The following is a 26,927-nucleotide window of genomic DNA, read 5'->3' as shown; positions in this document are numbered from 1 at the left end:
CGCAAACAAGATTGCGCCAAGCACTAAATAGTGGGCTAAGGTAATAGTCATTTCTTCTCCCCACGAGCATCTTGCTTTGCAGCCATATCAGAGTCCATCTTTACGATGCGCATACGATCTGCTGAATTGACATTCACTTGCTCATGAATATTTTGGGACTTGGAATCTTTGCGGTTACGCAAAGTCAAGGCAACGGCGGCAATAATCGCCACCAATAGAATGACACCAGCAACCTCGAAGGCGTAGACATAGTCCACGAAAATTAACATCCCCAGGGCGTGAGTATTACTGCTTGCCACCTCTTCAAGCATCGGTTGCACGGGTACGTTAGTACCAATAAAGCTGCGAATCAATACGATCGACAACTCTAAAACAATCACTACGCCCATCAAGAATGCAACAGGAAGAAATTTCTTAAAATCACGTCGCAAGTGCTCAAGATCCAGATCGAGCATCATCACCACGAACAAGAAGAGCACCATCACCGCGCCAACATAAACGAGGATTAAAGCCAAACTTAAGAACTCCGCCTTCAGGAGCATCCATAAACCAGAGGCGCAGAAAAAAGCTAGAACTAAGAACAGTGCTGCATGCACAGGGTTACGTGCGGTAATCACGCGCAATGCCGAGAGCACTAAAAGGCCGGCAAAGGCGTAGAAGAATGCTGCAAAGAGTGTAGAGGTATCGAATGTCATATGTCGTTGTGCTCGATTCGATTAACGATAAGGCGCATCAGCTGCGCGGTTAGCGGCAATATCTTTTTCATACTTATCGCCTACGGCTAAAAGCATTTCTTTAGTGAAGTACAGATCGCCACGCTTATCACCGAAATACTCAAAAATATTGGTTTCAACAATCGCGTCTACTGGGCAAGCCTCTTCGCAGAAGCCACAGAAAATACACTTTGTTAAGTCAATGTCATAACGACTAGTACGACGCGTACCGTCATCACGCTCCGCTGTTTCAATGGTGATTGCGTATGCTGGGCAAACTGCCTCGCACAATTTACAACCAATGCAGCGCTCTTCCCCGTTTTCATAACGGCGCAAAGCGTGCAAACCGCGGAAGCGAACGGATTGAGGCGTTCTCTCTTCAGGGTATTGAATAGTGATCTTGGGTTTAAAGAGATAGCGACCGGTAATAGACATGCCGACCAAAATATCTTTCAACATCAAGCTATCGAGGAATTGGGAAATTTTCTTAAACATGATTGATCAACTTATTTCCAAATATTCCATGGAGATACAACCCATGCGCCAACGACCACCACCCAGAAAACAGAGATGGGAATAAAGATCTTCCAACCCAAACGCATGATTTGGTCATAGCGGTAGCGTGGCAATGTGGCACGCAACCAAATCACACAAGATAAGAGGAAGAAGGTTTTGGCAAACAGCCAGAAGAAGCCTGGAATATCGCGAAGGATTGGCAAGTCAACGATTGGCAGCCAACCGCCCAAGAACAAGGTGGAGGCTAGGGCAGCAATCAAGATCATATTGGCGTACTCAGCCAAGAAGAACATCGCAAAGGCCATACCGGAGTACTCAACCATGTGACCAGCAACAATCTCTGACTCACCCTCAACCACGTCAAATGGATGACGGTTCGTTTCAGCGACGCCAGAAATAAAGTAAATCACGAACATTGGGAGCAATGGCAACCAGTTCCATGAAAGAAAGTTCAAGCCGATACTGGCAAAGTAGCCCTGATCTTGTGAGGCCACAATTGCGCTCAAGTTCAATGAGCCAGATGTCAACAGCACCGTTACCAATGCGAAGCCCATGGCGATCTCATAAGAAATCATTTGCGCTGAAGCACGCATAGCGCCGAGAAATGGGTACTTAGAGTTAGATGACCAACCCGCCAAGATCACGCCATAGACACCAATAGAGGAGATTGCCATTACGTACAGCAATCCCGCATTGACATCAGCCAAGACCATTTTTGCCTGGAATGGGATCACAGCCCAAGCAGCAAATGCCGGCATGATCACCATCACTGGTGCAATGAAATACAAAACCTTACTAGCTTGAGTTGGAGAAATGATCTCCTTCATCAGCAATTTCAATGCATCTGCAATGGGTTGCAATAAACCTAATGGGCCAACCCGATTTGGGCCAAGGCGGATATGCATCCAGCCAATGAGCTTACGTTCCCAGAGGGTCATGTAGGCGACGGCACCAAACATTGGCAATACGATGATCACGATGCGCACCAAAGCCCACACGAGTGGCCATAGCGATCCAAAGATAGCCTCACCTTGAGTTGTAACGAGGTTCAAGAAATTATCCATCTCGTCCCTTATGCTTTGCTAACGGTTACCGGACCAAACATCGATCCTAATTGAGCGCTAGCCATTGTGCCCGCAGAAATTCTGACGGCACTTTGAGCCAGATTCGCTTCCAATGTTGCTGGCAAATCTACTGACTGACCGTCTTGGGTCACTCGCACAGCATCACCCTCTTTTAAGCCCAACTCATTAAAGAGTGCTTGACCTAAACCAACCTGATTACTTCGCCTCGCATCGCGCGTTAACTGCAAAGCAGATGAACGGCGCACAATTTGATCGCCAGCATAAATGCCAACGTCCGATAAGCGCTCTAAACCACTCAATGGAGCCAAGTTAACGTTAACCAATCCAGCGGCAGTAGATTGGTTACTTAACTTGGTGCAGTAATTTTCACCAAGCGCTTCACCTAAAACTTCCTCCGGCATATTGAATAGGAAGCCATCTAAATCCAATAAGCCGCCGAGTACGCGCAAGACTTTCCATGCTGGACGTGAATCACCCAAAGGCTTCACGGCAGGCTGAATGGTTTGAGCGCATCCTTCTGCATTGACAAAAGTAGACACTGTTTCTGTAAAGGTGGAGATCGGCAGAATGACATCGGCCACTTCCAAGATGTCTGTACTCTTATAGGCACTCAAAGCAATCACAGTGTGAGCTTTAGCCAAAGCAGCGCGTGCTTGCGCTGGATTTGGCAAATCCGCACCTGGCTCGATATTCATCAGAAGCACAGCACGGCGATCGCCAGAAAGCACAGAGCCAACGCCAGCGCCATTAGCATTAACCAAACTTGCACCTACAGCATTACCGCCAACCGGCAAGAAACCAAAGGTAGCGCCTGTTTGTTCCGCAATGAATTGCGCCAACACATGCAAATCGGATGCATGAGGATGTGCGATCGCAGCTGAACCAAACAATACAGCTGCTTTCGTACCGGAAAGCAAGCTATCAGCAATCTTTTGTGCAGTAGCAGAAACCGGTAAATTAAATGTGCCAGCAGGTGCAGAGACAGACTTCGCTTTAGCAACCGCCAATGCGACTTCGCTTAATGAATTGAGCCATGCACTCGGAGTTGTAGCAATACCGGTAGCTGGAATCAGCCAATCATCGCCACCCGCATCAATGCGAAGGACTTGTAAGCCACGTTTAGCACCAGCACGCAATCGAACAGCAATCAATGGCTGATCCTTGCGTAAGAAGCTTCCAATCACCAAAGCGCGATCTAATTCACTCAATTGGGCGATTGGCATACCCAACCAAGGGGTAGATGCTGCACCTTTTACGTCAGTTTGACGCAAACGGGTTTCAACTTGATTGGAGCCTAAGCCACGAATCAATTTTTGCAACAGATGCAATTCTTCAGTAGTAGAAATGGGGTGCGCTAATGCCGCAACCGCTTCAGGACCACTCTCTGAAACAATCGTTTTGAGTGAGCGGGCTACATAATCCAAAGCGGATTCCCAGTCAGTTTCTAACCACTGGCCACCCTGCTTCACCATAGGCGTAGTTACGCGGTCTGCACTATTTAAACCCTCATAGGAAAAACGATCGCGATCGCTAATCCAGCATTCATTAATGGCGTCATTTTCTAAGGCAACCACACGCATTACTTTGTTTGCTTTAGTTTGGATGGTTGAATTCGCACCCAAACTATCATGCGGACTTACGGAACGCTTACGACCTAATTCCCAGGTACGCGCAGCGTAGCGGAATGGCTTACTAGTCAATGCGCCGACTGGGCACAAGTCAATCATATTTCCAGACAACTCTGAATCAATTGTTTGACCTGTGAAAGTAGTGATTTCAGAATGCTCGCCACGATTGACCATACCCAATTCCATCACGCCAGCCACTTCTTGGCCGAAACGAACGCAACGTGTGCAATGAATACAACGGGTCATCTCCTGCATGGAGATCAATGGGCCTACATTCTTATGAAATACAACCCGCTTCTCTTCTTCATAGCGTGAATTCGATTTACCGTAACCTACCGCTAAATCTTGTAATTGGCACTCACCACCTTGATCGCAAATTGGGCAATCTAAAGGATGGTTGATGAGGAGGAACTCCATGACGGAGCGCTGCGCTTCAACTGCTTTAGCGGAATGCGTAAATACCTTCATGCCTTGCGTTACTGGTGTTGCACAGGCTGGCAATGGTTTTGGTGCCTTCTCCACTTCCACCAAACACATACGGCAGTTAGCGGCGATAGATAATTTCTTGTGATAGCAAAAGTGAGGGATATAAGTGCCGAGCTTGTTCGCGGCGTGCATCACCATCGAACCTTGCGGAACTTCTACTGCCTTACCATCTAATTCGATTTCAACCATGCTCACTTTAAGATGTCCCGTGCTCAATGTCTTATAAAGGTTTTGCAGAATCTAAGCAGCGCTTATGTTCTACGTGATACGCAAATTCATCCATGTAATGCTTCAACATGCCACGAACTGGCATTGCAGCCGCATCACCCAATGCGCAAATCGTGCGACCCTGAATATTTGCCGCTACATCGTTCAATAAATCTAAATCTTCTGGACGACCTTCACCATGCTCAATACGATGGACGATGCGCCACAACCAACCCGTACCCTCACGGCATGGGGTGCACTGACCGCATGACTCTTCGTGATAAAAATAGGACAGGCGCTCTAAGGCGCGCACCATGCAGCGAGTTTCATTCATCACAATGACCGCGCCAGATCCCAACATCGAACCTGCTTTTGCAATGCTGTCGTAATCCATAGTCAACTCCATCATCTGAGCACCAGGAATCACCGGAGCAGAGGATCCCCCGGGAATAACTGCCTTCAATGGAATGCCATCACGCATACCGCCAGCAAGCTTTAGTAGCTCTGCAAACGGAGTGCCCAATGGAATCTCATAGTTACCCGGATAAGTTACATCGCCAGAGATGGAAAAAATCTTCGTACCGCCGTTGTTTGGCTTACCCAGCTCTAAATAAGCTGGACCACCAATGGCCATAATGAATGGCACGGCTGCAAAAGTTTCTGTGTTGTTAATCGTGGTTGGCTTGCCATATAAACCAAAGCTAGCTGGGAATGGCGGCTTAAAGCGAGGTTGACCCTTCTTACCTTCAAGCGATTCCAAGAGAGCGGTCTCTTCGCCGCAGATGTAAGCACCCCAACCTGGGGCGGCATGTAATTGGAAGTTGAAATCACTTCCTAGGATCTTGTCACCAAGATAACCAGCAGCGCGAGCTTCTTCAAGAGCTTCTTCAAAGCGAGAATAGACTTCCCAGATTTCACCGTGGATATAGTTGTAACCGGTTGTAATGCCCATGGTGTACGCACCAATGATCATGCCCTCAATCAAGGCATGCGGGTTGTAACGCATGATGTCGCGGTCTTTAAATGTTCCCGGCTCACCTTCGTCACTATTACAAACTAAATACTTTTGACCTGGAAATTGGCGGGGCATAAAGCTCCACTTCAATCCGGTTGGGAAGCCTGCGCCTCCGCGACCCCGTAATGATGATGCCTTTAATTCAGCAATGATGGCATCTGGTGCAACTTTGTCATTAATGATGCGACGCAGTTGTTGATATCCGCCACGGCTCTCGTAATCCTTTAAACGCCAGTTCTCACCATTCAATCCCGCCAGGATCAAAGGCTTAATGTGTCTATCGTGCAAGCTGGTCATGCTGCTTTCCCTTCTGCACGGAGTTCATTTAACAGAGCGTCAATCTTTTCTTTACTCATAAAGCTACACATGCGCTTGTTGTTCACCAGCATTACTGGAGAATCCCCGCAAGCACCCATGCACTCACCCTCTTTCAAGGTGAAGGTGCCACAGGGCGTTGTCTCGTTGTAGCCAATACCTAAAGTTTCTTTTAAATACGTTGCGGCAGTTTCACCATGAGTTAACTGGCAAGGCAAGTTGGTGCAGATCACTAACTTGTACTTACCAATCGGCTTGGTGTCATACATATTGTAGAAAGTAGCCACTTCATCAACTGCAATCGTTGGCATTTCCAAAATTTGCGCAATCGTAGTAATCACCTCAGGTGACACCCAACCTACTTCGGTTTGGGCAGCAATTAAACAAGCCATCACAGCAGATTGCTTATGCTCTGGGGGGTATTTCGCGACATTGCGCGCAATGTCTGCGAGCGTTTTGTCGGATAGTTGAAGAGTTGTTGTCATGAATTAATCCTTGGCGCGCTGTATTAGCGGTCAATCTCCCCGAATACAATATCTTGGGTACCAATAATAGTTACAGCATCGGCCAACATATGGCCACGTGACATCTCATCCATTGCGGAAAGATGCACAAATCCTGGAGCACGAATTTTCATGCGGTATGGCTTATTAGCGCCATCAGAAATCAAGTAAATACCAAACTCACCTTTTGGATGCTCAATAGCGGAGTAAGCCTCACCATCAGGAACGTGCATGCCTTCAGTAAAGAGTTTGAAGTGATGAATCAACTCTTCCATATTGGTCTTCATGTCCACACGCTTCGGTGGAGACACTTTATGGTTGTCACTCATGACGGGGCCATCATTTGCTTTAAGCCAAGTTATGCACTGCTTAATGATGTGATTGGATTGACGCATTTCTTCCATGCGAACCAGATAACGATCGTAAGAGTCGCCATTGACACCCACCGGAATATCAAAATCGAGTTTGTCGTAAGTTTCATAAGGCTGCTTCTTGCGCAAGTCCCACTCAATGCCTGAGCCACGCAACATTGGACCAGTGAAACCGAGCTGCAAAGCACGCTCAGGAGTTACAACACCAATGCCAACCAAGCGCTGCTTCCAAATACGGTTATCCGTTAAGAGGTTGCAATACTCATCCACATTTCCATCAAAGCGTCCTGAGAACTCTTCAATGAAATCCAACAATGTTCCGCTACGGTTTTCGTTTAAACGCTTGATCGCAGAAGTGCTGCGAATCTTTGATTGGGAGTACTGCGCCATTTGTGTTGGCAGGTCGCGGTAGACGCCACCTGGACGGTAGTAAGCAGCATGCATACGAGCGCCAGATACCGCTTCGTACATATCGAAAATATCCTCACGATCGCGGAAGGCATACAAAAACACAGCCATGGCACCAACGTCCAAGCCATGACAACCAATCCACAAAAGGTGGTTGAGTAAACGAGTTAACTCATCAAACATCACACGAATGTATTGCGCACGCAATGGCACATCTACCTGTAGCAACTTTTCAATCGCCATCACGTAAGCATGCTCATTTGCCATCATCGATACATAGTCCAAACGATCCATATACGGAACGTTCTGAATCCAAGTACGCGTCTCTGCTAATTTTTCAGTGGCGCGGTGCAATAAACCAATATGCGGATCAGCGCGCTGAATGACTTCACCATCCAACTCCAGCACTAGACGTAATACGCCGTGTGCCGCAGGATGCTGAGGACCAAAATTGAGGGTGTAGTTCTTAATTTGTGCCATGACTTAAACCGGGCCTCCGTACTGCTCTTCGCGCACGATACGTGGCGTAATCTCGCGCGCTTCAATCGTGACGGGCTGATACACGACGCGCTTCAATTCTGGGTCATAGCGCATTTCTACGTTGCCAGAAATTGGGAAATCTTTTCTAAATGGGTGACCGATAAAACCGTAGTCAGTCAAAATGCGACGTAAATCTTCATGGCCATCAAACAGGATGCCGTAAAGATCAAACGCTTCACGCTCAAACCAATTGGCTGCAGCCCAAACCGGTGTCAGCGAAGCAACAACTGGGTAAGAATCCTCTGGAGCGAATACGCGCACGCGCAAACGCCAGTTATGTGCCAAAGACAAGAGATGCGTTACAGCAGCAAAACGTTGGCCAACCCAAGCACCGTCGCGGAAATCTTGATAGTCAACACCACATAAATCAATCAATTGCTCGAAAGCCAATGAAGGCTCATCGCGCAAGAGCATGGCGGATTCAAAATAAGTGTCTGCATTCACGACCACAGTTACTTCGCCCAAGGCGATCTCAATAGAATGAGCCCGCTTACCTAGAACTTTTTCTAAGTTTGCCGCAAGTTGAACTAAACGATCTGACATGGTTTAAGCCTTCCGCGCAATCGTACTAGTGCGAGCGATCTTGGACTGCAACTGAATAATTCCGTAGATCAACGCTTCTGCTGTTGGGGGGCAGCCAGGGACATAAATATCCACCGGCACAATGCGGTCACAACCGCGCACTACTGAATACGAGTTATGGTAATAACCGCCGCCGTTGGCGCAGGAGCCCATGGAGATTACCCAACGTGGCTCTGGCATCTGGTCATAAACCTTACGCAAAGCCGGTGCCATCTTGTTGCACAAGGTGCCGGCAACAATCATGAGATCTGATTGACGTGGCGATGGGCGGAAAACCACTCCAAAACGATCCAAGTCATAACGGGAAGCGCCGGCATGCATCATTTCAACTGCACAGCAAGCAAGACCAAATGTCATTGGCCACAGAGAACCATTACGAGTCCAGTTAATTAACTGATCTGCAGTCGTGGTAACAAATCCCTCTTTAAGAACGCCTTCTAGTGCCATATCTATCACTCCCAGTCGAGAGCGCCCTTTTTCCAGATATAAACGAAACCTACGATGAATTCCAACAAGAAAATCACCATAGAGGCGTAGCCAAACCAACCAATATCACGCAAAGCTACACCCCAAGGAAATAGGAATGCAGTTTCTAAGTCAAATAAGATAAACAGGATGGCAATGAGGTAGTAACGCACGTCGAATTTCATACGTGCATCTTCGAAGGCCTCGAAACCGCACTCGTATGGCGACAGTTTTTCAGCGTCTGGCTTCGAAGGAGCCAAGATTTTTCCGAGGAACATGGGCACTAAACCAACCCCAATACCTACGAGGATAAAAAGCAGAACGGGAAAGTAATTAGCGAGATTCAAAATGGCCCTGATTCATTCGTCCGGTAAATTCTAATAAGCTACAAGTTATCAATTACTCCACTACATAAAGCCTATATTTACAGCAAAAACAACTACAAATTCTACAATTTGGTGCCGACGGCGAGACTCGAACTCGCACAGCCTAAGCCACTACCCCCTCAAGATAGCGTGTCTACCAATTCCACCACGTCGGCATCTTGTAAAACTCGTCAATTCTACTGCATTGCACTACCCAACCACCCCAAAAATGGGGGTAGAAGCTACTGAAAACCCAATTTTTTACTTCGGAACTGCTGGCTTAGTCGGATCCTGAACAGGGGCAACTGGTGCAGCAGCAGGAGCCACAACAGGAGCTACAGTGCCAGACAAAATACCAGGACTAACTTCCTTCTTATTGCCAATCCAAGTGAGCCCTAAAGTGCAGACGAAAAAGACGCCCGCAAAAATAGCCGTTGTGTGCGACAGGAAATTGGCAGAACCACTGGCGCCAAAAAGGCTACCAGAGGAACCAGATCCAAAAGCGGCGCCCATGTCGGCACCTTTACCCTGCTGAAGCAAAACGAGCAAGATCACAGCCAAAGCTGAAATCACCTGCAAAACAATCAATAAAGTCTTAAACCATTCCATGGCTTATCTCCAAATAAAAAATCTAGGCCTGACAAATGGCCAGAAAATCCTGCGGGCTCAATGAAGCGCCCCCAATCAATCCACCATCAATATCTGGCATTGCAAATAGTTCAACGGCATTGTCAGGTTTAACGCTACCGCCATACAAAATTCCCACATGGGACGCTACATCTTCATCAAACTCTGCCAACTGCAAGCGAATTGCCCGATGCATCTCTTGGGCAAGCTGAGCGCTCGCGACCTTACCTGTGCCGATAGCCCAAATAGGCTCGTAAGCAATCAAACAGTCAGCCAAACGATCTTGCAATATAGCCACCTGCTTAGAAATTTGACCTCTAACAACCTCAACCTCACGACCTGAGTTACGCTCATCCGCAGACTCACCAACACAAATCACTGGAATCATCCCATTATCGAGAACCTGAAGGGCCTTCTCAGCAACTTGCTCATCAGTTTCCTGAAAATACTGGCGACGCTCTGAATGCCCAACAATGACATAGGTACAAGCCAGCTCTTTGAGCATAGATGCAGCCACTTCACCGGTATAAGCTCCAGAAGCAAAAGCGGAGACATCTTGAGCGCCCATACTTAAGAACGCCAAAGAGCAGTCATGAATTAATTCGCCACACTGCGCCAAATACGGGGTTGGAACGCAAACTGCATACTTACGACCCGCAGGCATGCCCTGCTCCATGCCACGGCAAACAGTCTTAACCCAGCTCGCATTACTTGCAAGACTGCCGTTCATTTTCCAATTGCCGATAACCGTGAGTGGACGCATAAGATCTAGCTCAACACTTAAACAGTTAAAACAATCTTGCCAACGTGCTCAGAAGACTCCATCAAACGATGGGCATCTGCCGCTTGGTCCAAAGTAAATGTCTTGTAAATCACTGGCTTTAACTTGCCAGCATCTAGCAATGGCCAGATGCGTGCGTGTAGTTGCTGTGTAATTTGCTTCTTGAATGAAACTGGACGTGGACGCAAGGTTGATCCAGTAATCGTTAAACGACGACGCAGAATTTGACCTGTATTTACTTCAGCCTTTGAACCACCCATAATCGCAATGATCACGATGCGACCATCATCAGCTAAGCAATCGATTTCTTTTTGGACGTAAGCACCGGTAACCATGTCGAGTACGACATTGACACCCTTACCATCTGTAGCTTTTTTCACTTCCTCTACAAAATCTTGTGTCTTGTAGTTAATCGCCAAGTCGGCACCTAGAGCTACGCAAGCAGCGCACTTCTCGTCTGTGCCGGCTGTAACAAATACTTGATGACCTAGAGCTTTGGCGATCAAAATAGCCGTTACTCCAATGCCACTTGAGCCGCCTTGCACCAACAAAGTTTCGCCCTCAGAAAGTTCGCCACGCATGAAGACATTGCTCCACACGGTATAGAAAGTTTCTGGCAATGCGGCAGCTTCTTGATCAGTAAAACCTTTTGGATAAGGTAGACACTGCGCAATGGGGGCGGTACATAATTCTGCGTAACCACCGCCTTGCACAAGCGCACAAACTTTATCGCCAACCTTGAGGCCGAAGAGATTGTCAGCGTGCGCTAAGTCACCACCGACAATTTCACCAGCGACTTCAAGACCGGGAATATCAGATGCGCCTGCTGGTACTGGGTAATGGCCTTTACGCTGTAAGACGTCTGGGCGATTAATGCCCGCAGCAATTACCTTAATCAAGATCTCGCCCGTTGCAGCAGCCGGAGCTACTGGATCAGGACGAGTCGCGGGCACCAACATTTCTGGTGCGCCAAACTCTTTGATTTCCATTACGCGCATATGAACAGTCCCGCTCGTGACTTTACTTAAGCAGTTTCGCCAGTAGATGGAGCAACTTCAGTAGCCACTTCAGCTGTAGCCTCTGTTGCGCCAGCTAAAGGAGCAATCGTGCCGCCCTCATCAGCCATTGCAGCCTTGAGAGATAAACGCAAACGACCACGCTCATCAGCAGCTAACAATTTCACGCGAACTACCTGGCCTTCTTGCAAATAGTCTTTAACTTCTTTTACACGCTCATTTGAAATTTCTGAGATATGCAAGAGACCGTCTTTACCTGGAAGAATGTTTACCAAAGCACCGAATTCGAGCAATTTCACAACTGGACCTTCGTAGATCTTGCCTACTTCAGCTTCAGCAGTAATACCTTCGATACGGGCCTTAGCTTCAGCCATGCCTTCAGCACTTGTAGAAGCAATCGTTACAGTGCCGTCATCTTTAATGTCGATGCTGCAACCCGTTTCCTTAGTCAAGGCTTGAATTGTTGCGCCGCCCTTACCGATTACTTCACGAATCTTGTCTGGATGAATCTTGAAAGAAACCATGCGTGGAGCATGAGCAGACAATTCAGTGCGAACTGAACCCATTGCTTCTTGCATCTTGCTCAAAATGTGCAAACGGCCTTCTTTGGCTTGAGCCAAAGCAACTTGCATAATTTCTTTAGTGATACCTTGAACCTTGATATCCATTTGCAAAGCAGTAATACCGTTAGCTGTACCAGCTACTTTGAAGTCCATATCGCCCAAGTGATCTTCATCACCCAAGATATCGGTCAACACAGCAAAACGGTTGCCATCCAAAATCAAGCCCATTGCTACACCAGCAACGTGCGCTTTAACTGGAACGCCAGCGTCCATCATTGCCAAACAGCCACCACAAACGGAAGCCATGGATGAGGAGCCATTGGACTCAGTGATTTCTGAAACAACACGAATGCTGTAAGCGAAGTCTTCTGCGCTTGGCAACACTGGAATCAATGCACGTTTAGCCAAACGACCGTGACCAATTTCACGACGCTTAGGGCTTCCTACGCGACCAGTTTCACCAGTTGCGAACGGAGGCATGTTGTAGTGGAACATGAAGCGATCACGGTACTCACCTTCGAGCGCATCGATGATCTGTTCATCACGTGCTGTGCCTAAAGTAGCAACTACGAGAGCCTGTGTTTCACCACGGGTAAACAAAGCTGAACCGTGTGTACGCGGCAATACGCCATTACGAATTTCAATTGGACGAACAGTACGAGTATCACGACCATCAATACGTGGCTCACCATTCAAAATCTGGCTACGAACAATCTTCGCTTCGATTTCAAACATGATGTCGTTAACAGCAACCGCATCTACATCACCCTCTTCAGCTAGCTTAGCCAATACTGTTTTAGTAGTCTCTTTAAGCTTGTCTGAACGCGCACCTTTTTGACGAATCTGATAAGCCTCACGCAAAGGCGCTTCAGCCAATGCAGTTACTTTAGCAATGAACGGCTCATCTTTAGGAGCAGCAGTCCAATCCCACTCTGGCTTGCCAGCTTCGGTTACTAATTCATTAATTGCGTTGATAGCAGTTTGCATTTGGTCATGACCATATACAACTGCACCCAACATGATTTCTTCAGATAATTGATTGGCTTCTGACTCAACCATCAACACAGCAGCTTGTGTACCAGCTACGATCAAATCCATCTCGCTAGTAGCCTGCTCTGTACGAGTTGGGTTCAAGAGGTATTCACCGTTAACGTAACCAACACGTGCTGCGCCAACTGGGCCAGCAAATGGAATACCTGAAATAGCCAATGCTGCTGAAGAAGCGATCAATGCAGGAATATCTGAAGGAACATCAGGGTTGATAGACAACACATGAATTACCACCTGAACTTCGTTTAAGAAGCCTTCTGGGAATAATGGACGTAATGGGCGATCGATCAAACGGGAGATCAATGTCTCACCTTCTGATGGACGACCTTCGCGACGGAAGAAGCCGCCAGGGATTTTTCCTGCGGCGTACGTTTTTTCGAGGTAATCAACAGTCAATGGGAAAAAAGACTGGCCTGGCTTAGCGGACTTAGAAGCCACTACTGTAGCCATAACTACAGTGTCCTCGATGTTCACGATGACGGCACCGCCGGCTTGACGAGCGATCTCGCCTGTTTCCATCGTTACCTGATGGCTGCCCCATTGAAACGTTTTTACTGCTTTATTAAATATAGACATTCTGATCTTCTCCAAATTGTTCACGTAAAAGCCACATGGATTTCACGCTTGTCGTGGGATAAAGCAGTGTCACGACAACACTGGAGCGATTGAAGACTACAAGGGATGCCATTCCAGGGAGACACTGAGTTCGCAAACCCAGAAACTCATTGGAATGACACGATCCCCTATACAAATAATCTTGAAGCGCCCAAAAAACATGCCATCTGCTTAAGACTGATTCTGTTACGAAACAACCCTAAGATAGATGGCATTGCAATACCGATAAGAATTACTTACGGAGACCTAATTTCTCAATCAATGCACGATAGCGACCCAAATCCTTACCCTTGAGGTAATCCAAGAGGCGACGACGACGTGAAACCATCTTCAACAAACCACGACGGCTGTGATGATCTTTAGCGTTAACTTTGAAATGGGGGGTTAATTCATTGATGCGGGCCGTTAACAATGAAACTTGAACTTCAGGGCTACCCGTATCGTTTGCGCTACGCGCATTATCTTTGACGATTTCCGCCGTTTTAATATCAGCAACTGCCATTTTCATACTCCTTACTTGCGAACACCTGAGCTTTCACCCAATTCGTGTCGTGCACTTATTAATCAAATAAAACAAAAAAGCTTTAAGAATCAAAGCCCTCGAATTGTAGCAGATCCGCCTTAAATCCCTTGCTCAAGGGCTGGGCACTCAAATAGGGGTTGAGCACCGAATATCTGGGCAAGCTCTTGATTTATATGAAAATGATGATAAAAATGACTGGAAATGCCTATTTTTTAGGCAATTCTTCATCAAATCCCCTCTTATAGCCCGGTGGGTACTTTTGCCACTCCTTACCGCTAAGACCCTGCTGATAGCCATATTCGAACAGCGCCTTCATGTAAGCGGTGTCAAACTCAGTCTGGTGCGGAAATTTGAAGTCTGGCCCGTTGACATCCTCCCCTCCCCAAGACCCTGAAGGTCTTCGCCAGCAATCTAAGTGCTAAAGCACGATATTACTGCGAAAGGGAAGGGGATTCCTAAAGCTAGACGCGAATGTCCTCGCGCAAGAATATTCCTGGCCGCATTGAGGTCACGGTCATTGACCGAACCACAATCTGAACAAGTCCATTCTCTTATTCCAAGTCCTGCTCTACCTTTCGGACTGCTGACGGCTATAGAGCCACAGTACGAACAAGTCTGGGTTGTATTGCTCTCATTGACTTCCTCATACATCACGCCAGCGCAATCGCTTTTATATTCCAACATGGTTTTGAGTGATGACCAACCCGCATCGAGCGTGGATTTAGCCATCTTGGTTTTGATGAGTTTGCTACTGGATACATTTCCAACAAATATTGCCCCATAGTGCTGCGTCAGCATGGTCGAGAACTTGTGGAGCTCGTCTTTACGACGATTCTTGATCTTGGCATGAATCGCTTTGACTAAGGACTTCTTATTAGCTCTTTGTGCCATGCCGAGCCTACTTTCCAGTTTGCGGTAATGACGACCAACAAGACGTTGGCCGTCAGAGGCTACGGCACATTCTTTGAGCCCAAGATCAATGCCGATGGATTTGGTGGCGGTATTGGGCTTCTTCTCTACTTTGACCGTGGTGTTGAAATACCAGCGACCACGAGAGTCTTCCGAGAAAGTGCCAGAACCCAGTTCATAATCCGCTAGGCCGTATGAATCCCATAGGCTTATTGCTTGGCCTTGGTAGTAAAGCTGGCCGTTGCGATAGCGAATAACCGATTTTTTAATCGGAATCCAGCCAAGAGAGCGCCTTGTGCCGCCACTTTTGCGCCACGAGAGGCGTAGCTTGCGAAACTGAATCCGACGAGTAACAAACTCCTCATTGATCGCTTGTATGGTTTGGCTGTGCAGGCTCAAACCCTCTTTGCTGGCACCAGTGGTGTATGCGTTAAGGTCATAAGCTGAGAAGAATTTGCCAGTATGGCGCGTATGTTTTTCGGAAAGCTCGTTAATGAAGTTCCAAACGAAATTGACTTCACGAGCCTGAGTGCAGAGCATCTTAGCGTGCTTATCTTTAATACGCAGCCGTAGCGTTCTAATAGCAATCGGAGTACTTTCTGACATACTGTAATTATATACAGTAGTAAGCATTAGGCAATAGGCAATTTAATTGTTGGCAAGCAAATCGAAAATTCATCCTCCAGCTAAAGCAAGGGGTTTTCTTTTCTGCTTACCTGGATAAAAGCCAAGTTGAAACTGACTCCATCAAGCTGGGTGGTGTGATAAATCCGGTAGAGATCCCCAGTCTGAATCATGCTAGAGATCGCTCTCTGAATGATGCTGAGGGTGCCCCGCTCCGTCTCACGCCACTCTGGATCTAGGCGAGAATTGCGAATAATGTAAGCATTTCGCTGCTTTTGGAGCTTTAAATTGAGCTCTGCTGCCCGCTGAGATAAGGCGCTGGGATACAGAAACACTTGAGTTATGGCCCCGCCATCCACGTGCATCTCCTGAAAGCTTTGACCGGCAACCTCAAAATCAAACATCACCGGAGAAAACGCCCCAGGAATAGAGGCAGAGGCGAGCATGATCCTTCTAAAAAGATCGAGAGCCTCGGGCGTGCCAAGACTGGCAATCTTTCCCATATTCCAGACCACAGGTACGCCAGCATCTAAATTGGTGGTGCCGATCAATAGCCAACGATTTTTGGTGGTGTACTCATAAGCCACCTTTTTAAAGAATTCCTCATCAACGAATTGAGATATCAACTGATATAGCGGTGCGGTGTCCGATAGCCCATCCCCCAGAATTCCGGAGATCAGCCCGCGCTCAATAAAGATATCTTTTGGGCCAACTTGGGTATAAACATGACGCAGCGCGGGATCGTATTCTTTCCCCATAAACGCAAATGGCGCAATTAAGGCGCCCGTACTAATGCCGGTAACTAGATTAAATTGTGGACGATCACCACGATCGGACCAACCGATCAGAAGTCCCGCACCATACGCCCCATCGTCGCCACCGCCAGATAGTGACAAGTAATTTGCGGATCCATTTAATGTTGCCTCACTTCTGACCTTAAACCCCGCCTGAACATCCTCAGCCATTTGATCAATGCTAGATTGACTGGCGACCATATATCTCACGCCAGATAAGCCGGCGATTTGAGCCTGCCCCATCTGTTGCGATGGCACTGCCGCTTTACGCTGCAGGCTGCTGCACCCCGCCAATGCAAGCATAAGGAGAACAAAGATGAGACGAATCAGTGGTGACATAGTAGATAGTTATTGGTCTAGAAAGCTCAATAGAGTATAAAGATGGAATTATTTAATGCCCAAAATACTGCAAGGGAAAATCAATGCAAGCCCAAATCATTCGTCTATTAGCCTATAGTCTATTAGCCCTATTCCCACTGAGCAGCTTTGCACAATTTTCCAATATTTTTGGCACCGACAAAACGGTTGCCGAGCAGCGCCAGGAAATTCTAAAGAAGAGTGATGACACTCTGCAGGCGCTCTATCAAGCGCAACCCAAAGCTAAAGAGCTTATCGATAAGTCTGTTGGCTACGCCACCTTCAGCAACTTTGGCATGAAGATTTTGATTGCCGGTGGCGGCACAGGTAGTGGTGTTGTTATTCAAAAGAATAGGGCTAAACCCATTTACATGAACATGGCTGAAGTTCAGGCTGGCCTAGGCTTAGGAATCAAGTCATTCCAAAATATTTTTATCTTTCAAACGCAAGCAGCGCTCAATGATTTTGTGAACTCTGGATGGACATTTGGCGGTCAAGTCACCGCAGCAGCCAAATATGAAGCCAATGGCGATGCCTACCAAGATGCCGCTCTAGTCGCGCCTGGCGTTCTGATGTATCAACTCACAGACTCAGGTATTGCCGCTGAAATCACAGGCAAAGGCACCAAGTATTATAAAAACACCGATCTCAATAAATAAAGAGATCGGTTTCCAGATGTCACCTAGAACTTCTTAAGGCGTCATCTGCGCATTAAGCTTAACTTGGCTAGGATCATGCAACTTGTTCAACGCCGACAAGTAAGCCTTGGCTGACGCAGCAATAATGTCTGGATCAGTGCCAACGCCATTGACGATGCGACCACCTTTAGCGAGACGCACAGTAACCTCGCCTTGCGATTGAGTTCCAGAAGTAATCGCATTAACTGAGTAGAGCAACTGCTCTGCCCCACTCTTCACGATTTCTTCAATTGCATTTAAGCTTGCATCTACAGGGCCATTGCCTTCAGCCTCAGAACTAGCCTCTTTATCGCCAACTCGGAAGGTGACTTTTGATTTTGGGCGTTCGCCAGTTTCAGAATGCTGGCTCAAGGATATGAATTTATAAAACTCACCTTCTTCAGCTGCTGCAGAGTCTGACATGATTGCAATAATGTCCTCATCAAAAATTTCCGATTTTTGATCAGCCAATGTTTTGAAGCGCACAAAGGCTTCATTCAGATCTGCTTCTGCCTCAATCGCAATGCCTAACTCTTGTAAGCGTTGCTTGAAAGCATTACGTCCAGATAACTTACCCAAGACAATCTTATTGGCGGCCCAACCTACATCTTCTGCGCGCATGATTTCATAGGTATCGCGATTCTTTAAGATGCCATCCTGATGAATACCTGAGGTGTGTGCAAAGGCATTGGCACCAACAACCGCCTTATTAGGCTGAACTACAAATCCCGTAATCTGAGAAACCAACTTAGAGGCCGGAACTATCTGGGTAGCATCGATACCGCACACCATATCGAAGTAATCCTGGCGAGTACGCAAAGCCATCACAATTTCTTCCAAAGCGGTGTTGCCAGCGCGCTCACCCAAACCATTAATAGTGCACTCAATTTGACGCGCTCCACCAATCTTGACGCCTGCCAAGGAGTTAGCAACTGCCATTCCTAAGTCGTTATGGCAGTGCACTGACCACACCGCTTTATCAGAGTTGGGTACACGGGTACGCAAGGTTTTAATAAACTCGCCATATAACTCTGGGGTCGCATAACCCACGGTATCAGGAATATTGATCGTTGTAGCGCCTTCTTTAATCACCGCCTCAACTACTCTGCACAAGAAATCCATTTCTGAGCGATAGCCGTCTTCGGCAGAGAACTCAACATCATCAGCCAAGTTTCTAGCAAAACGAATGGAGCGTTTAGCCTGCTCCAACACCTCTTCAGGAGACATGCGCAATTTCACGGCCATATGCAATGGACTGGTTGCTAAGAACGCATGAATGCGTTTTGCTTTAGCAGCCTTCAAAGCATCGGCAGCACGGGTAATGTCTTTATCGTTAGCGCGTGCGAGTGAGCAAACAATCGAGTCCTTCACTGCTGCAGCAACTGCAGAAATCGCTTGAAAGTCACCTTCTGAGCTTGCTGCAAATCCAGCCTCAATCACATCCACCTTAAGGCGCTCTAATTGGCGGGCAATCCGAACCTTCTCGTCTTTGGTCATCGAAGCGCCAGGCGATTGTTCGCCATCACGTAAGGTGGTGTCAAAAATGATTACTTTGTCGCTCATCACTACTCTCCGGTTCAATATTGCTTAATGACATTTACTGCTGAATTACGTTTACTAATTACCAATTCTAGAAACAAAAACCCCAGCAATTTGCTGGGGCTGGTATGTGGCGGCTAATGAATTACTTTAATCTCATTAACTCAGGCCTTACCTGCCCCAAGCTGTAGGCTTAGTGCTAGCAGAAGAAGGCTAGAAAGAGGTGAGAAATTCATGAACATGGATTAAATATAACCTAAATATTCCAAATTAGCTAAAACGGCGCCCGCTGAGATGCTCCCAAGCCCAAATGACATACCCAGAGATGGAATACACCACGAAGAGGCCGAACAAGGTCAAGGGAGGATTGGAGGAGATCAGCACAAAGGTGAGAATCATCAAGACCATCACACCAAAGGGCACGCGGTAGCGCACATCTAAGGCCTTGCCGCTATAGAAGCGAGCATTGGACACCATCGTTAGGCCAGCGTAGACCGCCAAGAAGAAGGTAATCCAAGGAATAGCACTATCGCGCACTGGGATCTTATTGTCATCTGCTAACCAGATGAAACCCGCCATCAAAGAACCGGCGGCTGGGCTTGGCAAGCCCTGGAAGAACTTCTTATCGACAACGCCAGTGTTCACATTAAAACGCGCCAAACGCAAAGCAGCGCCTGCACAGTAAGTAAAGGCGGCTAGCCAGCCCCACTTACCCAAATCTTTTAAGGCCCATTCGTAAGCAACTAAAGCGGGAGCCACGCCAAAGGACACCATATCTGCTAAAGAGTCGTACTGCTCACCGAAGGCACTTTGGGTATTAGTCATGCGGGCAACGCGACCATCCATGCCATCTAAAACTAGTGAAGCAAAGATAGCAATAGCAGCCATCTCAAACTGGTGGTTCATCGCATTGACGATAGCAAAGAAACCACAGAACAAGGCCGCAGTAGTAAATGCATTGGGCAACAGGTAAATGCCTTTACTACGTTTACGCGGCTTATCTACATGCAACTCTTCTACCTCGAAATCGACTCCATCACTGAGGTCTTCCGCCCACTCATCTTGAGTGCGATCAGTGCGGGCTCGGGCTAAGCGACTGCGATCGATACGGCCACGACGGCGAAATGTAGTCAAAGATTGTTCCCAGTAAAGGCGGCTAAATTAATCTAAGCCAGGTAAACGAGCCAATGCGGTATTAGTAGCAAAGACCTTGTCGCCAACACTAACCAAAGGCTCAGCTGTTAATGGCAAATATACATCGACACGGGAGCCAAAGCGAATAAAACCATAACGCTCACCAGCCTTAAGCCTATCACCAACGTGGATATAGCAAAGAATGCGGCGAGCAATTAAGCCTGCAACCTGAACGAGAGTCACGATTTGGCCATTAGCATCAATCACAACGGCATTGCGCTCATTCTCAGTTGAAGCTTTATCTAAATCGGCATTCACAAACTTGCCAGGGAAATACTGAATCTCTTTCACCAAACCGTTGACTGCGCTACGGTTGGAGTGAACGTTAAACACGTTCATGAAAACACTAATCTTTAAAGCTTCGCGACCTGCATAAGGATCATTGGCTTTTTCCACTACGACGATACGGCCATCCGCCGGAGATAAAACCAAGTCACGACCTAAAGCAGCTATACGCTGTGGGTCGCGGAAAAACTGCAGAACAAAGAAGAAGATGATCCATAGTGGCCATGACCATGCAATACCACCAAGATAGTGGACCAGCAAAGTAACGGCCCCCACTAATGCCAAATATGGCCAGCCTTCTTTCGCAATAATGGGGTGTGGATACATCATCTTTGTTCTGAGCCTTTTTAGTTACTACTGTTAATTTCTTGCCTACCGCTTGCTTAGTTCTTGGTCTGGTCAACCAACTTGTTTTTAGCAATCCAAGGCATCATGGCGCGCAACTTAGCACCAACCACCTCGATCTCATGCTCAGAATTCAAGCGACGACGTGAAATCAAAGTAGGCGCGCCTGCTTTGTTTTCCAAGATAAAACTCTTAGCGTACTCACCGGTCTGAATATCTTTCAAGCACTGACGCATTGCATTCTTAGTATCTTCAGTTACAACACGTGGGCCAGTGACATACTCGCCGTACTCAGCATTGTTAGAGATAGAGTAGTTCATGTTCGCAATACCGCCTTCATAGATCAAGTCAACAATCAACTTGAGCTCATGCAAGCACTCAAAGTAAGCCATCTCAGGAGCGTAACCAGCTTCAACCAAAGTTTCAAAACCAGCTTTGATCAATTCCACTGCGCCGCCACAAAGAACAGCCTGCTCACCGAACAAGTCAGTTTCAGTTTCTTCACGGAAGTTAGTTTCGATAATGCCGGCACGACCGCCGCCGTTAGCAGTTGCATAGGACAAAGCTACATCACGTGCTGAACCCGATTTATCTTGGTACACAGCGATCAAATGAGGAACACCTCCACCTTGAGCGTATGTGCCACGAACTGTATGGCCAGGAGCCTTAGGAGCGATCATGATCACGTCCAGGTCAGCACGTGGCTGAACTTGACCGTAATGAACGTTAAAGCCGTGAGCGAATGCCAATGCAGCACCCTGCTTAATGTTGCCATGAACTTCTTTGCTGTACACATCAGCGATTTGCTCATCAGGCAAGAGCATCATAACTACGTCTGCGTCTTTTACCGCTTCGCCAACTTCTTTCACTGTCAAGCCAGCATTTGCAGCTTTGCTCCAAGAAGCACCATCTTTACGCAAACCAACAGTAACGTTACAGCCTGAATCTTTCAGATTCAATGCGTGTGCGTGGCCCTGTGAACCGTAACCAATGATGGTGACTTTTTTGCCTTTAATGAGGGACAAATCAGCGTCTTTATCGTAAAAAACTTTCATGCTCTTTCCTTGTATTGAAAATGTAGTTAATTCAGTAATCAGTTAAAAAAATTAAACCTTCAGGATGCGTTCGCCGCGCCCAATACCAGAACCACCCGAGCGGACAGTTTCCAGAATTGATGCACGATCAATCGAATCAATAAAGGCGTCTAATTTGGCGCCATCACCTGTTAATTCAATGGTGTAACTCTTGTCAGTCACATCAATGATGCGACCACGGAAGATATCCGTTGTTCTTTTTAGCTCTTCACGCTCTTTACCTACCGCGCGCACTTTAATCATCATGAGCTCACGCTCAATATGAGGACCTTCAGTCAAATCAAATACCTTAACCACCTCAACTAAGCGATTTAAGTGTTTAGTAATCTGCTCAATCACATCCTCTGAGCCGATCGTTACGATTGTCATACGGGAGAGTGATGAATCTTCAGTAGGCGCAACACTCAAGGTTTCAATGTTGTAGCCACGCGCAGAAAATAATCCCACAACGCGTGACAATGCACCTGGTTCGTTCTCTATTAGTACAGAAATAATATGTCGCATTAGAGATCCTCGCTACCCAAAAGCATTTCAGTAATACCCTTACCCGCTTGAACCATTGGCCAAACGTTTTCTTCTGGGTCCGTCTGGAAATCCATAAATACAGTGCGATCTTTCAGGCGGATTGCCTCTTTGAGAGCGCCCTCAACATCAGACTTCTTCTCAATACGCATACCAACGTGACCATAGGCCTCGGCCAGCTTAACAAAGTCAGGCAATGAGTCCATGTAGGAGCTGGAATAGCGCTTGTTATAGGTAAGCTCTTGCCACTGACGAACCATACCGAGGTAACGGTTGTTCAGGGACACGATCTTCACAGGTGTGTTGTATTGCTTACAGGTGGACAGCTCTTGAATACACATCTGAATCGAGCCTTCACCAGTGATGGCAAAAACATCCTGCTCAGGAAATGCCTTCTTGATACCCATGGCGTATGGCAAGCCAACACCCATGGTGCCAAGACCACCCGAGTTGATCCAACGACGTGGCTTATCAAATTTATAGAACTGTGCAGCCCACATTTGATGCTGACCAACGTCAGAGGTAATAAAGGCATCACCACCAGTGAGTTCCCACAACTTTTGAACTACGTACTGTGGTTTGACAATTTGTGATGCTTCGTCATACTTCAAGCAATCTTTTTTGCGCCACTCGTTAATCTGTTCCCACCATGCCGCTAACTTAGCGTCATTCTTACGTGGGCCAGCCGCTTTAAGTTGGGCAGTCATCTCTTGCAGGACCTCTTTGAGGTTGCCAACAATAGGAACATCTACCTTAACGCGCTTAGAAATCACAGATGGATCAATATCGATATGGATGATCTTGCGTGGGTGACTAGCAAAGTGTGCGGTATTACCAATCACGCGGTCATCAAAACGAGCGCCGATCGCAATCAACACATCACTGTGTTGCATCGCCATATTAGCTTCGTAGGTACCATGCATGCCCAACATGCCCAAGAACTGAGGACTGGTACCTGGGAAGCCGCCAAGACCCATCAGAGTATTGGTGACTGGGTAGCCGAGCAAATCAGCAAACTCTTTTAATTCTGGAGCGGCATCAGCCAAGATCACGCCACCACCGGTATAGATGTATGGGCGCTCTGCTTCTTGCAACAAAGAAACCGCTTTACGAATTTGTCCGCTATGACCCTTTACTACGGGGTTGTAGGAACGCATTTCCAAAGTCTCTGGGTACACAAAAGGCGCCTTGGCTGCTGAGACATCCTTAGGGATATCAATCAACACCGGTCCTGGACGGCCTGTTTGTGCAATGTGGAAGGCTTTCTTAATAACTAAAGCAAGATCCCTTACGTCTTTTACTAAGAAGTTATGCTTTACCACTGGGCGAGTAATACCAACGGTATCCGCCTCTTGGAAAGCATCTTCACCAATAGCGTAAGTAGGTACGTTACCGCTGATGATCACCATAGGGATCGAGTCGGTATAGGCAGTAGCAATTCCAGTAACCGCGTTCGTTACACCAGGACCCGAAGTAACTAAGGCAACACCAACCTTACCGGTTGCTCGCGCATAGCCATCGGCCGCATGAACTGCTGCTTGCTCATGACGAACCAGAATGTGCTCAAACTTGTCTTGCTTAAAAATTTCATCGTAGATAAAGAGAACGGATCCGCCTGGGTAACCCCAAACGAACTCAACCCCCTCTTTGTGCAAAGCTTGCACGAGCATCTCGGCACCAATCATCTCTGGTGGAGCCTCTACGGAATTTGGATTTGTTGTCTCTTGATTAGCTTTAGAAGCTAAAAATTCGGCGCTGCTTGTATTCATTTTCTTTCGTCCTTTGCAATTTTCGGCAAAAAATTGTTTGGTCTGCTCTGTCTCTTGCTTGTGGCCTGAGTTCGAACGGCGCTGCTACCGGAAAAAACCACTTCTTGAATGAGATTCTAGGTAGTAAGCCCTACATTCTATAGCAATCCCCTAAAATCAACCAATTCCATCTGATTCAGGTCTAATCAACTGAATGGCTTCACCCCAAGAACTTTCTGACTTTCTGAGCAGTGTTGAGCAGCGCGCTTTCAAGCAGGCGGTATATGCTGTGCGCGATGACGATGCCGCTCTCGATATTGTTCAGGACGCCATGATTAAGTTGGCTGAAAAATACGGTGATCGTCCAGCTACAGAACTTCCCTTGGTTTTCACCAGAATTCTCCAAAACCGTATTCATGACCATTTTAGGCGTCAGAAGGTAAGAAATACCTGGGTGACCCTCTTCTCCAATATGGGCAAGAAATCCGATGAAAACGATGATTTTGACCCCTTAGAGTCGCTTTCAGCTCCAGATGACAGTGAAATTCACCAAGATGGGGCACATAAGCTGGAACGAAGCCAGCTGTTGCAGGCTTTAGAGTCAGAAATATCAAAATTGCCTGCCCGTCAACGAGAAGCCTTCCTGATGCGTTATTGGGATGAGCTGAGTATTACTGAAACAGCCCTTGCCATGAGTTGTAGCGAGGGAAGTGTCAAAACCCACTGCTCAAGAGCCACCCAGGCTCTAGCTAAAGCATTGAAATTAAAAGGAATTACGCTGTGAACCGCAATAATGAAGACCTCTTAAACTCCACAGAAGCCGACCAGTTTGGTCTAGCTACTGCCGCCCTGCTTCGTCAAGGATCCCAATCCCTGCCAGCGAGTGTTAAAGATCGCCTTTATGCGGCTCGCTTGAAGGCGTTATCCCTCAAGAAACCCGAGAAAGTGCGTATTCAGCAGCATGTTCTGGCCAATTCCACTGGAAACTGGTCTGTAGGGTCACGCTCATTTTGGGATAACGTAGGTTGGGTTGCCCCACTCGTTGTTCTCGTATTTGGCCTCATTGGCATTGCCCAATGGCAACAGGATTCACGTATCAACGACATCGCTGAATTAGATGTTGCTCTCTTGACCGATGATGTCCCGCCCGATGCTTATGCTGACAGCGGCTTTCTGGGTTTCCTAAAAAATGGCCCCCTTGCTGATTCAGAGCAAGATAGCTTGGATTCATCCAAATCACCTTCCTAAATCCAACACTGAGCCTCATTAGCGCATGCTAAAAAACTTACGCTCTTGTTGTGCAGCGCTCTTCATCAGTTCATCACTGATGTTGACCTTGGGTGCACTTGGATTATCTGCCAACGCATTAGCCCAAAGCTCCTCAGGCGCTCATGGAAAAACTACCGGCATTCCCGAGAAAAAGCCGGATGGTACTTGGGAAGGACTTAAGCTGGAGCAGCAAAAAATCCTGGCCCCACTAGAAGACGATTGGGATTACATGCTCCCAGATAGTCGCAAGAAGTGGATGCAGGTCGCTAACCTATACCCAAGAATGAGTGAAGCAGATCAACAACGTCTGCAGTCGCGCATGACTAGCTGGTCCAATCTCTCCCAAAAAGACCGTCGCGTGGCGCGAGAGAACTACTTAAGCAGCCTCAAGTTCCCTGCAGAGAAAAAAGCAGAAGCTTGGAGTGCCTATCAAAAACTCAGCGATGAGCAAAAGAAGAAATTAGCTCAAGCTGAGGTCAATAAGAAAAAACCAACAGCTGTCAGCGCGCCCACATTGCAGCAACACCCGATCACACAAAAATCCAATCTAGCGCCAACTCTTCCAGCAAGCAGCCCTCCCGCTCCCGCTCCCGAAGTTTCAGCACCCAGCGCCAGCTCCGATAACAGCACAGGCAATCCCTAAGAATCCCCAAGCCTTGATTACTCCTGCTGAATTAAACGCCTTACCTGCCCCGCAATTTTGGCGACGCGTATCTTGTGCTCTTTACGAACAACTAGTTCTCTTAGGTGTAATCGCACTCACCTTCTTGGTCCCCAATTTAGGTTTAGGCATTTTATTTGGCATCTCTCTACCAAGTTGGCTCACCTTCCTCTATCTTTATGTAGTTCTTGGTATTTACTTTGTTTGGTACTGGACCAAATCAGGACAAACATTGGCCATGCAAACTTGGCGAGTGCGGATGATTGGTTCAGGCGGGTATAACTTAACCCGTAGACAAGCCATTTGGCGCTATGTCTTTGGGTCATTGTGGATTGTGCCGTGCGTTCTTTTGCAATGGCTTTTTGAATTGCAGAAATGGCAAATCATTGAAATGCTATTTACTGTGGCTTTATTTCTGTGGCCACTCAGTATCTACTTGGATCGAGTGAATCCCCTCCTTCGCCAAAGTCTGCCAGATCGTTTTGGCAGAACGAGATTAATAGAGCTGCCCAAGAACTTGGTGACACTCACTTAA

28 protein-coding genes and 1 tRNA gene are annotated in these 26,927 nt (G+C 47.2%); 5 read left to right on the top strand and 24 right to left on the bottom strand.

Annotation, left to right across the window (positions count from 1 at the left end; translation table 11 throughout):
- Positions 1-47: 47 nt before the first annotated feature.
- The 18 genes from CBI30_RS08125 to CBI30_RS08040 form a co-directional block, all read right to left on the bottom strand.
- Positions 48-695, bottom strand: coding sequence for an NADH-quinone oxidoreductase subunit J (locus tag CBI30_RS08125; RefSeq protein ID WP_088527795.1), 648 nt, complete (start codon positions 693-695; stop codon positions 48-50).
- 21 nt (positions 696-716) lie between these two features.
- A complete protein-coding gene (gene nuoI, locus CBI30_RS08120; protein WP_088527794.1) occupies positions 717-1,208 on the bottom strand; it encodes an NADH-quinone oxidoreductase subunit NuoI in 492 nt (163 codons plus the stop codon).
- A gap of 11 nt (positions 1,209-1,219) precedes the next feature.
- Positions 1,220-2,293: an NADH-quinone oxidoreductase subunit NuoH gene (nuoH, locus tag CBI30_RS08115; RefSeq protein WP_088527793.1), complete on the bottom strand. Its 1,074-nt coding sequence runs from the start codon at positions 2,291-2,293 to the stop codon at positions 1,220-1,222.
- Positions 2,294-2,301: 8 nt separating this feature from the next.
- Positions 2,302-4,617: an NADH-quinone oxidoreductase subunit NuoG gene (gene nuoG, locus CBI30_RS08110; protein ID WP_088527792.1), complete on the bottom strand. Its 2,316-nt coding sequence runs from the start codon at positions 4,615-4,617 to the stop codon at positions 2,302-2,304.
- A gap of 31 nt (positions 4,618-4,648) precedes the next feature.
- Positions 4,649-5,947 carry an NADH-quinone oxidoreductase subunit NuoF gene (nuoF, locus tag CBI30_RS08105; RefSeq protein ID WP_088527791.1) on the bottom strand — a complete coding sequence of 433 codons (1,299 nt, stop codon included), beginning with the start codon at positions 5,945-5,947 and terminating at the stop codon, positions 4,649-4,651.
- A complete protein-coding gene (nuoE, locus tag CBI30_RS08100; RefSeq protein ID WP_088527790.1) occupies positions 5,944-6,450 on the bottom strand; it encodes an NADH-quinone oxidoreductase subunit NuoE in 507 nt (168 codons plus the stop codon). Before nuoE ends, nuoF begins: the two co-directional genes overlap by 4 nt.
- Positions 6,451-6,473: 23 nt before the next feature.
- A complete protein-coding gene (locus CBI30_RS08095) occupies positions 6,474-7,727 on the bottom strand; it encodes an NADH-quinone oxidoreductase subunit D (protein ID WP_088527789.1) in 1,254 nt (417 codons plus the stop codon).
- Positions 7,728-7,730: 3 nt separating this feature from the next.
- Positions 7,731-8,330, bottom strand: a complete 600-nt coding sequence (locus CBI30_RS08090) for an NADH-quinone oxidoreductase subunit C (protein WP_088527788.1) — start codon at positions 8,328-8,330, stop codon at positions 7,731-7,733.
- Positions 8,331-8,333: 3 nt separating this feature from the next.
- A complete protein-coding gene (locus tag CBI30_RS08085; RefSeq protein WP_011902891.1) occupies positions 8,334-8,816 on the bottom strand; it encodes a NuoB/complex I 20 kDa subunit family protein in 483 nt (160 codons plus the stop codon).
- Positions 8,817-8,821: 5 nt separating this feature from the next.
- Positions 8,822-9,181, bottom strand: a complete 360-nt coding sequence (locus CBI30_RS08080; RefSeq protein ID WP_011902892.1) for an NADH-quinone oxidoreductase subunit A — start codon at positions 9,179-9,181, stop codon at positions 8,822-8,824.
- 109 nt (positions 9,182-9,290) lie between these two features.
- Positions 9,291-9,375 (bottom strand) — tRNA-Leu (locus CBI30_RS08075).
- An 85-nt stretch (positions 9,376-9,460) separates the two neighbouring features.
- The gene (gene secG, locus CBI30_RS08070) at positions 9,461-9,808 is read right to left on the bottom strand and encodes a preprotein translocase subunit SecG (RefSeq protein WP_088527787.1); all 348 of its coding nucleotides are present in this window, start codon (positions 9,806-9,808) and stop codon (positions 9,461-9,463) included.
- A gap of 22 nt (positions 9,809-9,830) precedes the next feature.
- A complete protein-coding gene (tpiA, locus tag CBI30_RS08065; RefSeq protein ID WP_088527786.1) occupies positions 9,831-10,589 on the bottom strand; it encodes a triose-phosphate isomerase in 759 nt (252 codons plus the stop codon).
- A gap of 17 nt (positions 10,590-10,606) precedes the next feature.
- The gene (locus CBI30_RS08060; RefSeq protein WP_088527785.1) at positions 10,607-11,605 is read right to left on the bottom strand and encodes an NAD(P)H-quinone oxidoreductase; all 999 of its coding nucleotides are present in this window, start codon (positions 11,603-11,605) and stop codon (positions 10,607-10,609) included.
- 26 nt (positions 11,606-11,631) lie between these two features.
- A complete protein-coding gene (pnp, locus tag CBI30_RS08055; RefSeq protein ID WP_088527784.1) occupies positions 11,632-13,812 on the bottom strand; it encodes a polyribonucleotide nucleotidyltransferase in 2,181 nt (726 codons plus the stop codon).
- Between the two features lie 271 nt (positions 13,813-14,083).
- Entirely contained in the window at positions 14,084-14,353 is a 270-nt protein-coding gene (gene rpsO / locus CBI30_RS08050) for a 30S ribosomal protein S15 (protein ID WP_088527783.1), read from the bottom strand.
- Positions 14,354-14,785: 432 nt separating this feature from the next.
- Entirely contained in the window at positions 14,786-15,889 is a 1,104-nt protein-coding gene (locus CBI30_RS08045) for an RNA-guided endonuclease InsQ/TnpB family protein (protein ID WP_088527782.1), read from the bottom strand.
- A gap of 80 nt (positions 15,890-15,969) precedes the next feature.
- Positions 15,970-17,040, bottom strand: coding sequence for a patatin-like phospholipase family protein (locus tag CBI30_RS08040; protein ID WP_088527781.1), 1,071 nt, complete (start codon positions 17,038-17,040; stop codon positions 15,970-15,972).
- Positions 17,041-17,123: 83 nt separating this feature from the next.
- Here CBI30_RS08040 and CBI30_RS08035 point away from each other — a divergent pair, with 83 nt between their 5' ends.
- Positions 17,124-17,717: a lipid-binding SYLF domain-containing protein gene (locus CBI30_RS08035; RefSeq protein ID WP_088527780.1), complete on the top strand. Its 594-nt coding sequence runs from the start codon at positions 17,124-17,126 to the stop codon at positions 17,715-17,717.
- Between the two features lie 33 nt (positions 17,718-17,750).
- Here the strand turns inward: CBI30_RS08035 and CBI30_RS08030 are convergent, their stop codons facing one another.
- From CBI30_RS08030 to CBI30_RS08005, 6 genes are all read right to left on the bottom strand, one after another.
- Positions 17,751-19,298, bottom strand: coding sequence for a 2-isopropylmalate synthase (locus CBI30_RS08030; protein ID WP_088527779.1), 1,548 nt, complete (start codon positions 19,296-19,298; stop codon positions 17,751-17,753).
- Between the two features lie 246 nt (positions 19,299-19,544).
- On the bottom strand, positions 19,545-20,408 hold the full coding sequence (pssA, locus tag CBI30_RS08025; RefSeq protein WP_088527778.1) for a CDP-diacylglycerol--serine O-phosphatidyltransferase: 864 nt from the start codon (positions 20,406-20,408) through the stop codon (positions 19,545-19,547).
- 27 nt (positions 20,409-20,435) lie between these two features.
- Complete coding sequence (locus CBI30_RS08020) at positions 20,436-21,083, bottom strand: phosphatidylserine decarboxylase (RefSeq protein ID WP_088527777.1); 648 nt, start codon at positions 21,081-21,083, stop codon at positions 20,436-20,438.
- Between the two features lie 53 nt (positions 21,084-21,136).
- On the bottom strand, positions 21,137-22,153 hold the full coding sequence (gene ilvC / locus CBI30_RS08015; RefSeq protein WP_088527776.1) for a ketol-acid reductoisomerase: 1,017 nt from the start codon (positions 22,151-22,153) through the stop codon (positions 21,137-21,139).
- Between the two features lie 51 nt (positions 22,154-22,204).
- The gene (gene ilvN / locus CBI30_RS08010) at positions 22,205-22,696 is read right to left on the bottom strand and encodes an acetolactate synthase small subunit (protein WP_088527775.1); all 492 of its coding nucleotides are present in this window, start codon (positions 22,694-22,696) and stop codon (positions 22,205-22,207) included.
- Positions 22,696-24,483 carry an acetolactate synthase 3 catalytic subunit gene (locus tag CBI30_RS08005; RefSeq protein WP_088527774.1) on the bottom strand — a complete coding sequence of 596 codons (1,788 nt, stop codon included), beginning with the start codon at positions 24,481-24,483 and terminating at the stop codon, positions 22,696-22,698. Before CBI30_RS08005 ends, ilvN begins: the two co-directional genes overlap by 1 nt.
- A 193-nt stretch (positions 24,484-24,676) precedes the next feature.
- On the opposite strand from CBI30_RS08005, the gene CBI30_RS08000 reads away from it, so the two are divergent.
- From CBI30_RS08000 to CBI30_RS07985, 4 genes are read left to right on the top strand one after another with little or no spacing between them, the layout of a single operon-like run.
- On the top strand, positions 24,677-25,246 hold the full coding sequence (locus CBI30_RS08000; RefSeq protein WP_088527773.1) for an RNA polymerase sigma factor: 570 nt from the start codon (positions 24,677-24,679) through the stop codon (positions 25,244-25,246).
- Positions 25,243-25,710 carry a DUF3619 family protein gene (locus CBI30_RS07995; RefSeq protein ID WP_088527772.1) on the top strand — a complete coding sequence of 156 codons (468 nt, stop codon included), beginning with the start codon at positions 25,243-25,245 and terminating at the stop codon, positions 25,708-25,710. Before CBI30_RS08000 ends, CBI30_RS07995 begins: the two co-directional genes overlap by 4 nt.
- A gap of 25 nt (positions 25,711-25,735) precedes the next feature.
- Positions 25,736-26,374 carry a DUF3106 domain-containing protein gene (locus CBI30_RS07990; RefSeq protein ID WP_088527771.1) on the top strand — a complete coding sequence of 213 codons (639 nt, stop codon included), beginning with the start codon at positions 25,736-25,738 and terminating at the stop codon, positions 26,372-26,374.
- A 13-nt stretch (positions 26,375-26,387) separates the two neighbouring features.
- On the top strand, positions 26,388-26,927 hold the full coding sequence (locus CBI30_RS07985; protein ID WP_240553542.1) for an RDD family protein: 540 nt from the start codon (positions 26,388-26,390) through the stop codon (positions 26,925-26,927).

Origin of the sequence: Polynucleobacter aenigmaticus (assembly GCF_002206635.1) — a bacterium.
GTDB lineage: Bacteria > Pseudomonadota > Gammaproteobacteria > Burkholderiales > Burkholderiaceae > Polynucleobacter > Polynucleobacter aenigmaticus.
This window is presented reverse-complemented; position numbering and strand designations above follow the sequence as displayed.